At 29.0% G+C, this 14,309-nt stretch carries 10 protein-coding genes and 1 tRNA gene; 10 read left to right on the top strand and 1 reads right to left on the bottom strand.

Annotation, left to right across the window (positions count from 1 at the left end):
- The first annotated feature begins 238 nt into the window (after positions 1-238).
- The 5 genes from selD to HGI79_RS02900 all read left to right on the top strand — a co-directional run bounded on the left by selD (position 239) and on the right by HGI79_RS02900 (position 6,719).
- Complete coding sequence (selD, locus tag HGI79_RS02920) at positions 239-1,273, top strand: selenide, water dikinase SelD (RefSeq protein ID WP_395939498.1); 1,035 nt, start codon at positions 239-241, stop codon at positions 1,271-1,273.
- Positions 1,274-1,289: 16 nt separating this feature from the next.
- On the top strand, positions 1,290-2,681 hold the full coding sequence (gene selA / locus HGI79_RS02915; protein ID WP_185649225.1) for an L-seryl-tRNA(Sec) selenium transferase: 1,392 nt from the start codon (positions 1,290-1,292) through the stop codon (positions 2,679-2,681).
- A gap of 337 nt (positions 2,682-3,018) precedes the next feature.
- The gene (gene selB, locus HGI79_RS02910) at positions 3,019-4,926 is read left to right on the top strand and encodes a selenocysteine-specific translation elongation factor (RefSeq protein WP_185649224.1); all 1,908 of its coding nucleotides are present in this window, start codon (positions 3,019-3,021) and stop codon (positions 4,924-4,926) included.
- A gap of 155 nt (positions 4,927-5,081) precedes the next feature.
- Positions 5,082-5,178 (top strand) — tRNA-Sec (locus HGI79_RS02905).
- A 326-nt stretch (positions 5,179-5,504) separates the two neighbouring features.
- Positions 5,505-6,719 (top strand): acetylornithine/succinylornithine family transaminase, encoded by a 1,215-nt coding sequence (locus tag HGI79_RS02900; RefSeq protein WP_185649223.1) that lies wholly within the window; start codon positions 5,505-5,507, stop codon positions 6,717-6,719.
- Between the two features lie 229 nt (positions 6,720-6,948).
- On the opposite strand, the gene HGI79_RS02895 is transcribed toward HGI79_RS02900, so the two are convergent.
- A complete protein-coding gene (locus HGI79_RS02895) occupies positions 6,949-7,428 on the bottom strand; it encodes a dihydrofolate reductase (RefSeq protein WP_185649222.1) in 480 nt (159 codons plus the stop codon).
- A gap of 280 nt (positions 7,429-7,708) precedes the next feature.
- On the opposite strand from HGI79_RS02895, the gene HGI79_RS02890 reads away from it, so the two are divergent.
- The 5 genes from HGI79_RS02890 (at position 7,709) to HGI79_RS02870 (ending at position 14,216) form a co-directional block, all read left to right on the top strand.
- Positions 7,709-8,041 carry a hypothetical protein gene (locus HGI79_RS02890; RefSeq protein ID WP_185649221.1) on the top strand — a complete coding sequence of 111 codons (333 nt, stop codon included), beginning with the start codon at positions 7,709-7,711 and terminating at the stop codon, positions 8,039-8,041.
- Between the two features lie 139 nt (positions 8,042-8,180).
- Entirely contained in the window at positions 8,181-8,879 is a 699-nt protein-coding gene (locus HGI79_RS02885) for a GDSL-type esterase/lipase family protein (RefSeq protein WP_207725690.1), read from the top strand.
- 118 nt (positions 8,880-8,997) lie between these two features.
- Positions 8,998-9,375, top strand: a complete 378-nt coding sequence (locus tag HGI79_RS02880; protein WP_185649220.1) for a hypothetical protein — start codon at positions 8,998-9,000, stop codon at positions 9,373-9,375.
- A gap of 420 nt (positions 9,376-9,795) precedes the next feature.
- On the top strand, positions 9,796-12,387 hold the full coding sequence (locus tag HGI79_RS02875; RefSeq protein WP_185649219.1) for an HAD-IC family P-type ATPase: 2,592 nt from the start codon (positions 9,796-9,798) through the stop codon (positions 12,385-12,387).
- 104 nt (positions 12,388-12,491) lie between these two features.
- Positions 12,492-14,216: a ComEC/Rec2 family competence protein gene (locus HGI79_RS02870; RefSeq protein ID WP_185649218.1), complete on the top strand. Its 1,725-nt coding sequence runs from the start codon at positions 12,492-12,494 to the stop codon at positions 14,214-14,216.
- Positions 14,217-14,309 lie beyond the last annotated feature (93 nt).

Here is a 14,309-nt window from a genome sequence, read left to right as displayed (position 1 = left end):
CTTATACTCCGGGGTATATTACCATGTTTCGTTACGTTAAATATTTTTAATTAGTCTAGAGCTCAAATTTTCGCTAAGACTAATAGAAAAATATTTAAATGTGACTTCAACATTGTTAATATACCCCTACGTATAAGTTAAATTTAAGTTGCGATTAGCTATAGTGGTTGTTTAAAAATTAATTTAATTAGTATATAATAAAATGAAATTATATACTTTTAACAAGGGAGGGAATAAGGTGGAGAAAAAAAGATTAACTCAGCTAACAAGAACATCGGGATGAGCGGCTAAGATAGGGCCGGAAACCCTTTCGAAAATATTAGATAAACTACCTAAGGTTGAAGATAAAAATCTTATAGTAGGTATCGATACTTCTGATGATGCAGCTGTTTATAAATTAAATGATAGTATGGCAGTAATTCAGACACTAGATTTTTTTACTCCTGTTGTAGATGATCCATATGTATTTGGTCAAATTGCAGCAGCAAATTCTTTAAGTGATGTTTATGCCATGGGGGGAAAACCAACCTTAGCACTAAACATTGTGTGTTTTCCATCATGTTTATCTATAGATATTTTAGGAGAAATTCTAAAGGGTGGAGCAGATAAGGTAATTGAAGCTGGTGCAGTAGTTATAGGAGGTCATACTGTTGATGATAACGAACCTAAGTATGGGTTATCTGTTATGGGAATGGTTAACCCAAATAAAGTATTAAAAAATTATGGCTGCAAGGTTGGAGATGAAATTATATTAACTAAACCTTTAGGTGTGGGGATAATAAATACAGCTATAAAAGGTGAAATAGCATCTAAAGAAGCGTATAGTAAAGCTGTTAACATTATGCGTACTCTAAATAAATATGCTGCAGAAGTAATGGTTAACTATGATATTACTGCCTGTACAGATATAACTGGTTTTGGACTCATGGGACATGGATACGAGATGGCATCATCTTCTGGTGTAACATTAAAGTTTTATAAAGATAAAATACCTTATATAGAAGAGGCTAAGGAATATGCACAAATGGGAATAGTGCCAGCAGGGGCATATTCTAACAGAGAATATCTTAAGAATAAGTATGAGTTTTTTGATACACCTGAATGGATGAAGGATATATTATTTGATCCACAGACATCCGGTGGATTGATGATTACATGTTCTAAGGAACATAGCAAAAAAATTATTGAAGAACTTTCTAGTACTGAATTACAAGCTTCTATTATAGGAGACGTTATTATACAAAAAGAAAATAAATATATTATAGTTGAATAGTTGATGGGGTATAAAGGTGGAGACAAAGGAATTACTTAGAAAATTACCTAAGATTGATGAACTTTTGAGTGAGCAAATTGTAAAGGATGAAATGAAAATTACTGCAAGAAACATCATAATAGATTCTTTAAGGACGGCTGTGGAAAAATATAGAGAGTCAATACTAAATGATGAAATACATGAATTTGAAAAAAAACATATACTAAGTGATTATATATATATACTAGAGGAAAAAAAAGAATCAAATCTTAAAAGAGTTATAAATGCCACTGGGGTAGTTATTCATACTAACCTAGGGAGATCATTATTAGCGGAAAAAGCTCTGGAAAATGTGAAAAATGTAGCAGAAAGTTATAGTAATCTTGAGTATAATTTGAAAAAAGGTGAAAGAGGTTCACGGTACAGCCATGTAGAACAGATTATCAAAACTGTTACTGGTGCTGAAGCTGCAATGGTTGTTAATAATAATGCTGCAGCTGTAATGTTAGTATTGAATACATTATGTAAGAACAAGGAAGCTATAGTATCACGTGGACAATTAGTAGAAATAGGTGGATCATTTAGAGTGCCAGATGTTATGGCCTTCAGTGGAGCGAAACTGGTGGAAGTCGGAACTACGAACAGAACTCATTTATATGATTATGAAAATAGTATAAATGAAAATACAGGAGTATTACTTAAAATACATACATCTAATTTTAAAATTATTGGCTTCACAGAAGAAGTACTATCTGAAGATTTGGTTAAACTAGGGAAAAAATATGATATTCCACTAATTGAGGATATAGGAAGTGGAACTTTTGTTGATTTTTCAAAATATGGATTTGCATATGAGCCTACAGTTCAAGAAAGCATAAAAAAAGGTACTGATGTAGTAACCTTTAGTGGTGATAAAATGCTTGGGGGACCACAAGCAGGAATAATTGTAGGAAAGAAAAAATACATTGATGAAATGAAAAAAAATCAACTTACGAGAGCTCTTAGAATAGATAAAATGACACTAGCTGCACTTGAAGGTACGCTAAAATATTACCTAAGTGAAGAAGAAGCTGTAAAAAATATACCAACTCTTTATATGATATTAAGTCATAAGGAAGAACATAAAAAAAGAGCACAAAGACTTAAAAGAACATTACAGAATAAAGTTAAGGGGTTTAACTTTGAAATACAGGAAGATTATTCTATGGTTGGTGGTGGATCAATGCCTGTGGAGAAAATTCCAACCTATGTAATCAAAGTTCAATGTGAAAAGCTTTCACCGCAAGATCTGGAAAAAAAGCTGAGAAAAAATACAATACCTATAATTATAAGAATAGCAGATAACGCAATAAATATAGATTTAAGAACAATATTGGATAAGGACTTTGACATAATAGTTGATGCTTTTATAAAGCTTGACTCTGAATAGTTTAAATTTCAAGTCTTAAACCCCTATATATAGATAACCATGCCTGAAATTTAACTTATACTCCGGAATATGCTGCCAAACTTCGGCACGTTAAAAACTTTTAATCAGTCTAAAGTTCGTGTTTTTGAAAATCTAAGAAGCTTTGATAAACTCGTACCTCAAACATATCAAAGCTCCTAAGATTTTCAAAAAACACTTCACTAAGACTGATAAAAAAGTTTTTAAATGTGTCTTCAGTTTTGGCAGCATATCCCTACGTATAAGTTAAATTTCAAGTCTTGAACATTATAAAAAGATAAATTGCTTAGTATATGATTAGTTTAAAGTAGGTGATAGTGTGAAACATATTGTAATTGGAACTGCAGGGCATATAGATCATGGGAAAACTACGTTAATAAAAGCCTTAACGGGTAGAGAAACGGATACTTTGAGAGAAGAAAAGGAAAGAGGTATATCAATAAATTTAGGCTTTACATTTTTTGATATAAATTCGGAAAAAAGGGCAGGTATTATAGATGTTCCAGGACATGAGAAATTTATTAAGAATATGCTTGCAGGTGTAAGTGGTATAGATTTAGTTTTATTAGTGATTGCAGCAGATGAAGGTATAATGCCTCAAACTAGGGAACATCTTGAAATCCTTCAGCTTTTAAATATAAAAAAAGGTATAATAGTAATTACAAAGTGCGACTTAGTAGAGGAAGAATGGTTAACTATGATAAAACAGGATATAATAAGTGAGTTTACAGGAACCTTTCTTGAAAATGCACCTATTTATCCAGTCTCATCAAAAACTAAGAAAGGACTGGATTTATTAGTTAAATCTATAGACAAGTTAACTGAAGATATAGAAGCAAAAGATACTCAAGGTCATTTTAGACTTCCTGTAGATAGAGTTTTTTCAATAAGTGGATTTGGAACTGTAGTAACAGGAACAGTATTAAGCGGAACTATTAGAGAAGGTCAGACAATTCAAGTATATCCTTCAAATATTGTAACCAAAGTTAGGGGGATACAAGTACATGAAGAGAACGTGAAACTAGCTGAAGCTGGTGAAAGATGTGCAATTAATATAGCAAATATAAAAGTTGATGATGTAAAAAGAGGAGATGTGATCTCATCACAAAATTTAATGGAAGCATCACTAATGATAGATTGTAAGTTTTACTATTTAAAAAGTGCAGATAAACCATTAAAAAATAGGCAAAGAATAAGGTTGTATCATGGCACTAATGAAATTATGTGTAGGATAGTATTACTAGACAAAGAAGAGCTTAATCCCGGAGAAGAGGGGTATGTACAATTGAGACTAGAAAAGCCTATAACTGCACAAAGAAACGATAGATTTGTAGTGAGAAGCTACTCACCTATGTTTACTATAGGTGGAGGAGCAATAATCAATCCTGTTGCCAAAAAAACAAAAAGATTTGACCTTAAGTATATTGAAGAATTAAAAATAAAAGAAAGTGGAAAAACTGAAAATATAATTGAAAACACCATAAAAAAACTAAGTGAGAAATATCCTAATACTTTAGATATATTGAAAGCTTTAGGAAAAAATGAGGAAAATATTAAATTAGAACTTGAAAGATTAATAGAAGATAATAAAATAGTAAGTTTTGGTGAGGGAGACAGAACTGTGTATATACATAGTGAATTTTTAGCAGACAAAACTCAGCAGCTAGCAACTATGCTAGAAATATATCATAGAGAAAATCCACTAAAACTAGGTATATCAAAAGAAGAGTTAAAGAATAAAGTATTTGGAAAAGTAATTAAGCAAAAAATATATGATGAAATATTAGAATTTTTAAAAGAAAATAATAAGATAAAGATTCATGGAAATTTAGTTTCCTTAAGTAATTTTACAATAATTTATAATGAAAAACAAAAATCTATTAGGGAAAAAATTATAAAGGAATTTATGGTTTCTAAATTTTCACCACCAAAATATAGCGAGCTTCAAGCAGTAGAAAATGATACTAAGAATTTTAAAATGGTATTTGAAGCTTTATTAGATGAGGGAGATCTTATAAAGGTATCTGAAGATTGCTTTTTTCTAAAACAGCATTATGATGAAGCAAAAGAATTTGTTATAAAGTTTATAAAAAGCAGTGGAAGCATATCTATAGGTGATTTTAAAGATGAATTAAATACAAGTAGAAAATATGCAATAGCCCTAATGGAGAATTTTGATAGTATAAAGTTAACTAAAAGGATGGAAGATAAAAGGGTATTATATTAAATAGGCCATTCATTTGCTTGACATGCTGCATTTAATATCGTAAAATGTTTTGGTATGAAGTGAGACCTCGAAATGGTTGCTTATAAAGTTAAGATACAAACCTAGTATTTATATAAGTCATTTACTTGTTATTACTAGAAGATAAATAAAAATATGGGGGTAGATAGGTGCTGGTGTACCTGCCGGTCTTCAAAACCGTGTTGCCGTGCTAAGACCACGACGGGTGGGTTCGATTCCCACATATTCCCGCCATTGAAATTACAGGCTTTGAGAGGATTTTTATGATTCTTTCAAGGCTTTTTTATTTTTATGTAGAGATTTTTTTTAATGAATGTGTGGTTCTATAATAAAACTCTACTGAACTCTTTGTCGGCTCTACCTTATAATAATTATCATACAATTATAGTAGAAGCTCTCTCAATCAAATAGCTCCAGATCTAATGACATATTTTTAGATTAATATATTGCATATTTATTAAAATCAATGTATAATTATACAATAATCTATTAAATTGTCTAAATTGTATAAATTATCTAAATTGCCTTAAACAATAAATTTATGAAAGGTGCTGATATTAATGGAACAAATAGACGTAAATTATACCGACGAACTTATCAATAAATTAGGAGATTCAGTATTGTTTACTACAAATCGACCAAATATTGTAATGGAACGTGGAAAAGGTATGTACTTATGGGATACTGAAGGAAAATGCTATCTTGATTTCATAGGCGGTTGGGCTGTTAACTGTCTTGGACATTGTCCTGATATTGTTAACGAAGTTATGATGAAACAAGCTAAAACACTAATAAATGCTAGTCCTTCATTTTATAATAAACCGATGCTTCAATTTGCAAAGCTACTTACAGATAACTCCTGCTTTGATAGGGTATTTTTTTCCAATAGTGGTTCTGAAGCAAATGAGGGTGCTATTAAGCTTGCAAGAAAATATGGAAAAAAATTTCTTAATGGTGCTTATGAAATAATTACTACGATTAATAGTTTTCACGGAAGAACACTTGCTACAATGTCTGCAACTGGTAAAACAATCTGGGAGAATTTATATGAACCAAAGGTTCCAGGGTTTAAGCATGTACCACTAAATGATATAGATGCTATAAAAGCTTCCATAACCTCAAAAACATGTGCAATTATGCTAGAACCTATTCAAGGAGAAGGTGGAGTAAATGAAGCAGAGAAAGCTTATATTGAAACTATAAGCCATATATGTAAGGAGCATGGAATACTACTGATTTTTGATGAAGTTCAAACAGGCATCGGGAGAACAGGGAATTTATTTGCTTATGAACATTATGAAATTGAACCTGACATAATGACGCTTGCTAAAGGTATAGGAGGAGGTTATCCACTATCTGCATTATTAACCAAAGAAAAGCTAAATATATTTGAACCTGGTGACCAAGGTGGAACTTATTCAGCTCAACCATTAGGAATGGCTGTAGGAATGGCTGTAGTCAACGAAGTTATCAACAAAAAGTTATCTTTTAATGCAAAAATGCAAGGAGCTTATATATTAAGAAAGTTAGATGAATTAAAAGATAAGTATAAACTAAAAAATATAAGGGGTAAGGGATTACTTATTGCATTTGATCTTCCAAGCAGCAAAGGAACTGAAATTGTTGATAAATGCTTACAAGAAGGGCTGATTTTAAATTCACCAAGACCTTCAATTATTCGATTAATGCCACCTTTAATAGTCACTGAAAAAGATACTGATAATATGATTGATATTCTTACTAAAGTCTTAGACTTAACTCTGGAAATAAACTAGCGATTAAATATTAAACAGTTTTTCCACTTCGGACTACTGACAAGTTTAATTCCTTTGTTCACCATATATACTATATCAGTGGTAATGTTTCTGATGTTTTTAAAATTTTGGAATATGATAGGATTAGTAGTATGAAGTTATTATTTCAGAATATAAATTCTATAATCCACCAATCTCACTATAACTTTACACGAGCCCTCAATTATAAAGAGAAAAGTCCTCAACGGGATTACCGTGAGGACTTTTTGTATATGGCAAATATATGAGGATATTTGTGAGTAATATTCTCTTTAGTAAAGGTTGCTTTCTCTAGCTCCCACACATTTTCGTCTATATCAGGAAAGAATGTATCAGAGTCAAATTCTTGAAAAATGTGCGTAATATATAGTTTATCTGCATATGGCAGCATTTGCTCGTATATAGAAGCTCCACCACAAATGAATACTTCTCCCTCTAGTGACATTACTTCATCTATGCTGTGTACCACAGTTACTCCATCAATCTCAATGTTCTTAGTAGTAACTACTACGTTAGTTCTATCAGGCAGTGGCTTAATTGGTAATGACTCATAGGTATTGTATCCCATGACCACAGTATGCTCTTTAGTAACTCTTTTAAAATACTGTAGGTCTTGCTTTATGTGACATAGCAGAGAATTATTATTGCCTATGCCGTTATTTTTAGCTACTGCTGCAATTAAATTTATCATAAATGCTTCTCCTATATTTCTAGTTCAAATTTTAAATTGGGCTTTACTGGCTCATAATCCACCAATTTAAAATCCTCTATGGTAAAAACCTTTGAAACATGTTGCAAAGATATTTGTTAATATATTTATAGATTATAATAATTTTAACATTAAATATATTGAATATAAAGAAATTTTACTCCATAATGTAATATAACCTACGTGAAGAATTACTAACATATTTTAGTTTTCAAGGATAATGTTTTAAAGTGTGGAATATGAATACTACTGGGGGGATATTATGACACGTGAGCAAATCGAAGAAATTTTAAATTCCTTAATAGGTAAAAAAATAGTAATTAAAATGAACTCAAATTACTGCAGTTGTTTAATCAGCATGCAGCCAGAAGCTATAAAATTTTCAGAAGGAATTCGTGAAAGTAAAGTTAGTGATAGCTATATTCAAGAGAGACATATAAGTATAGTAGATAAAAAGGCACATTTTCAGATTGAATATGAAGATGTAGAAAATGTTAAATACAAGGATATTGATATGAAGAAGGTCTACGAACTTCAGTTAATATACAGAGACGGTACTAAAATTCAGTTTTACTCAGAGGAAGCTTTTGGCTAACATAAAATAACTAAAATTAGACAGTTATCAAAACAGTAGGCTTTAAAAATTAATTAAAAGTTATTAAAAACTGTTTTCTTGGAAAAAATATAATTGTATTAAGTCTAAAATTATATTTCAAGGAGGATATATCTTAGAGTTGGTAAGAAAGAATACAATTATTATAACTATAGTTTTACTTCTATATATTATATTTAACAGAAACACAGCATCAGAAATTGTTCGAGGCAGTAATAACATAAACTTAGATCCTAAGAAATACTCAGATTATTATATAGATAGGGTTACTACTTTTAAAAGCTTACAAAATAACAAAAAACAAATAATATTCTTAGGGGATAGCTTAATAGATATTTGTGAATGGGATGAATTGTTTAACAACCCATTAATTAAAAATCGAGGTATAAGTGGAGATACTACATACGGTGTATTAAATAGATTAGATGAAATAACAGAAGCAAAGCCAAAAAAAGTATTTATAATGTTAGGAATAAATGATATAGGCAAAGGAAGGACTACTGAAGCTATAATTATTGATTATAAAAAAATATTAAGTAAAATTAAGAAGGATTCTCCTGATATAGAAATATATGTTCATAGTGTATTACCTATAAATAAAGATATATTTAAAACTAACACAAAGGATGAAGAAATAGTTAACCTAAACTCAGCATTAAAGTCTCTTTGTGAAAAATTACAGGTGAAGTATGTAGATTTGTACTCTTTATTTACTGTATCAGGTAATAAGCTAAATCCTAAGTATACTACTGGAGGAATACATCTAAACGGAAGTGGATATTTAGTATGGAAAGAAGAAATAAAAAATTTTTGTAAATAAAATATTTGATTTTTCACATCATTAATATCATAAATAATTAATATAATAATATCTATTACATATTGTTATGAGCACAATTCTACTATTAAGAATATTTTAGTAGTAGAGGTGGTTTTTTATGGAAAATAAAAATAACGATGAAAACTTAGAATATGAAAAACTTAGTGAAAATAGCGAAGTACATGAATCTAACGAAGCTTATGAAGTTGACGAATTCAATGAAACTAATGAGCTTAACGAAGGCCTTAAGAAAAGTAAAATAAGATGTTTAATGTGCAATAGTTCAGAATGGGCAATTCTAGGTGAAATCCAAAGCTACGAAGTATATTCAAGAGAAAATAATTACGAATCTGAAGAAGAAAATTATATAAATACAGTAAAGATAGAGTGTAAACATTGTGGTCTTGTTTTAGAGTATAATACTAAATATTTTACTGATAAAGAAAAGAGAAAAGTAGTAAAAAAGATTTCAAGAGAAAAAAATATAATCTTTTAAAGCTATTTAAGCCGCTAACGAACAATTACACATATTCGTTAACGGCTTTTTAATTATTGATTATAAATACCTTAATTTCTAATATTATTAAAGTATATTTGTTTTATTACGATTATTTAGAGTATATATAATTAATTAAGTTTATAAGTGTAATAAAATATAGATACCCACAACTTAAATTTAGTTTACACGTAGGGATATATTGCCAATGTTGAAGTCACATTTAAATATTTTTTTATTAGTCTTAGCGAAAATTTGAGCTTTAGGCTAATTAAAAATATTTAACGTGACGAAACATGGCAATATATCCGGTCGTATAAATTAAATTTCGGGCGTGATTATCTATATAGTGCTAACATTTGAATATTATATTAAAATAAATCTTTACAATTATTACATTGTTGTAGAAAGGTGAATGATATGGTTCAGTGGTATAATAGTCCGTGGATAGAAGTAGTGAAAATGCTAGAAAGTAATGTATACTCTGGATTGGACGAAAGACAAGTAGTTGCAAGTAGAGATAGATATGGAAGCAATATAATAAATATCCCTAAGATAGGAGGTATTGTACTGCTAACAATTAAACAGCTAAGAGAACTATGGTTAATAATGATTATTATAGGTGCCATATTTTTTTTGTTTTTTAGGGAATTTTCTTTAGGTCTTATATTCTTATTAGTAGTTGGTATAAACTGTTTTTGTACTGCATTAGATGAGTATAATAAAGAAAAGGATTTAAAAGAGCTACACAAACTAAATATGGGTTTAGCTAGAGTTATAAGAGGCGGTAGGATATTAAGCATACCTATTAATGAGTTAGTAGTAGGAGATATAGTAATTGTATCAAAAGGAGAAAGTGTTCCAGCTGATTTAAGAGTTGTGGAAAGTAATGATTTAAAAGTTAATGAAACTTCAGTAACAGGAGAAAAGTTTATTTCAGAAAAATATGAGACTAAGATAGAGGATAAAGAAATAGCTCTTTCAGATATGAAAAATATTTTGTTTAAAGCATCAGTGGTTGTTAATGGTAGTGGTACAGGTGTAGTTATTGCTATAGGTATGAATACTCAGATATCTAATATAACTAGGTTATTTTTAGAAGAAAAACATAGCATTAATTCGTTAAATAAAAGAGTTAACAAATTACTTAATATATTTGTATTAGCTTCTGTTATTTGCTTATGCTTTGATATTGGATTAAGTATATCGGCAAAGGATCAATGGCAATATATTGCTAAGCGTTCAAGTACTTATATACTAAGTGTAATACCCTTTGGAGTAATAATTTGTATTTATATTGCTTCGTTAGTTTTAAATAAAATTATGAGGAAAAAGAATATTATTTTTAAAGATTTAACTACAATTGAAAAGTTATCCTTTATATCTGCTATTTGCACTGATAAAATTGGAGCTTTATCAGGTAACGAAATGAAGGTAAGTAAAATATATAGTAATGGAATGTATATAGGTTCCAAAGATAGCATGTTAAAGAGTGGTATAAGTGGGGATGAAAATGAAAACCTATATAGAATAATGAATATAGGATTACTTTGTAATGATACAAAGTTTAATTTAGGTATATTAAAAAATTCTAAGGATGATTTAATGGAAATTGCTTTAGTAAGATTTGGTTTTGAAAATGGAATAGATAAAAGAAAATTAGATATGGAACATCAAAGGGTAATAAATATATCTTTTGATACTGAAAGAAGAATAATGACATCAGTAAATAAGATTGACAAGAATTATAGAGCTAATATTAAAGGTGCCGTGGATTCACTGATAACACGTTGTACTCATGTAATGAAAAATGGTATTGAGATGGAAATAACCGATGAAGACGTAGAAGCTATAAAAAATGCAGATCTAAGTATGTCTAATGATTGCCTATCTGTAATTGGATTTGCTTATAGGAATTTTAATTATGAGCCTAGTCTTAAAGAAAATATAGAGAGCCATTTAGTATTTGTTGGATTGGTAGGTTTTGAAAATACCCTTAAGGAAGATGCTTTAGACTCTATAAAAAAATGCAAGGAGTTGTGTATAAGACCCATTATATTAACTGAAGATAACAAGCTTACAGCTTTTGCTATTGGTAAGAAAATTGGAACTGTATCAGGACTTCAAGAAATATTATCAGGAGTAGAAATCGATAATATGAATGATGAAGAGTTCCAACGTATAGGTAACAAAGTAGGAATTTTTTCAAGAATAACCTCAAGAAACAAAATCAAAATAATAAAAGCATTAAAAAGTTATGGATATGTGACAGCTTTAACGGGGATGAAACTCACAGATTTACCAGCGTTAAAAACGGCTGATATTGGAATAACTACTTCTGTTAGTAGTATTGTAAAGAAGTTATCAGATATATTTTTATTAGATATAGATTTTATGAAGTTACTTAATATGGTTGAAGATTCAAGAAAAATAGTAAGCACTATGAAAAAAATTATTGCATATATTTTTACTTGTAGTGTTTCTATGGTTATATTTTTAACTCTTATCTATGCCGGAAGATATGAGGTGCCCTATATAATAATAGAAACATTTTGGATAAACAGTTTTATAATGATACTATCGTCTTTAGCTTTAATTTTTCAATATGAAGAAGAAACGGCCTATTGCTTTAATTCTCCAATAAATATAAACTTTATAAAACAAAGACTTCCTTTTGTTATTTTTAATGGAAGTTTTATAGGCTTAGGTGGGTTTTTTACGTTTATACTAATGTATAACAAAGGTCTAGAACTGGCACAAGCATGTGCTTTTACTATAATAAATTTAGGAATTATAATTTTTATTTATAGTTTTTCAAACAAGCTGTTTTTTAAAAATGTTAAAACTAATTTGTTAATACTACTTAACCTAATGCTGCAGATTGCAATTATATTATTTTTTTATGGCAAAGTAGTTATATATAACATAAAGTATTTAAAAGGCATAGGGATTTTTATATTAATATGGTTTGTAATAAATTTATTTAATAAATTTGATAAAAATGACTACTAGGATTAAGCCTTTTGCTGTTTGGTTAGAATAGCAAAAGGAGGTGACTTAAAGTGGTAAAACCCCTGGTGTATTACGCAATTTCATTTTTTGTGTCTTGTATTTTCATGTTAATATTGCAGGAAAATGTTTTTATAGGTGCGGTTATTGCTGCATCTTTTTTTGCAGTACTTTTTTTTACTCTAGATAAAAGAGTATTTGCTATAAGTATAGTTTTTTTCTTAACAGCAATAATAAGTTTTCAATTGTATTTTAGCATAGAGGTTCCTAATATCATAGAAGTAAGAATAACACAAAAATTTGGCTATAACTGGCTTGGTGAATATAAAGGACGAAAGCTGATAATAAGCGGTAAAATAAATAAGTTAGAGGAAGGTAAAAAAATTAAAGCATATGGAAAATTTGATTATAACAAGCAATATTCAAGAGGAATTATTGGAAAATATAATGTGCTAAAATATGAAAGTTTAAATAAAGACTTTGTTAGTTATTTTTATAGTATTAAGAAAAATATACACTATTCTTTTCAACAACAGCTAGGAGAGGAAAAGTCGGCACTTATAATGGCACTGTGTTATGGAGATACAGGCTATCTTTCCCAAAGTCAAAAGGAAGAATTTAAAAAGTTAGGTGTATATCATGCTGTTAGTGTTTCTGGTTTTCATATGGCAATTATTTATAAAATATTAGAAATGTTTTTGGGATTGAAAATTTCTATATTAGTTTCTTTTTTATATTTAATTTTTACTGGAATTCAAGCTGCAACTTTAAGAGCATTTATAATGATATTAGTATTTAAGTTTTCAAAAAAACTATGTAAAAATTATGATCCTATATCTTCACTGAGTTTGGCAGCTTTAATAATACTGTTAAATAAACCTTTTTATGCGGCGAATATAGGATTTGGACTATCCTTTCTAGCAACCTTAGGAATATTAATATATTATAAAAGAATGGTAAGAGTTATGTATAAGCTCCCTGTTAAGCTAAGTGAAAGTTTAGGTATAACACTTAGTTCTCAGGTATTTACCATACCATATACGGCATTTACAATTCAAAATTTTAGTGCTGGTTTTATACTGGGAAATACTTTATTACTACCTATGTATTCTGTTTTAGTTATATTAGGAAACATAACTTTATTAATGTGTTCTATAAAACCTGTATTTATTTTATTTTCAAAAGCCTTAAATTTAATTTTAACGGCATTAGAAGGTGCTAACTATCTACTATTAGATTTATCACCTAGTACCAGCTATCTAGGTTACTTTGAAGGTATAGCTTTTGTATTAGTTTATTTTAGTTTTATTATGTATAAATATGGATATGAAAAATATAAGTATCTTCCTGTATTTATTCTTTTTTCATTTGTACTGAACAGTTATAGTTTTGTTCCATTTATATATTATACAAGGTTTCATGGAGGAGAGGGTGTTACTGTAAAATATAAAAATCAAAGTACCATGATATGTAATTATGACATAAGTTCAGCCAAGGAGGTTATTAGTCTTAAAGATGAAATGGATATAAAAAGAATTGTTACTAATCCTGATGCAGATACTTTAGTAAAAATAGATAGAAATTTTTACATAAAGGTTTTAGAACAGAATTATAAAGATAAAAATGTTAAACAAAAAGTCCTTGGCGAAAGTAATATATTCTTAAAGAATTATAAAAATTATAAGGAGATAAGTGTAATTAAATCTGATTATACCAGTGAAGCTTTTAAAAATAATATTCCAAATAATTCTTTAAATAAAGTAGGATATATAAATAATAACAGTGGCTCTTTATATGTTATAATGTTCAATAGAATGTTAAAGATAAAGTGAAATTGAATGAGTTGAAAACTTAAATTATACGTAGGGATATGATACCAATCCTGACTAACGATTGGTATCATATTCCGGAGTATAATTTAAGTT

It is taken from the genome of Clostridium sp. DJ247 (assembly GCF_014231265.1).
Note: the sequence above shows the minus strand (reverse complement) of the source record. Positions and strands in the feature narration are given on the sequence as shown.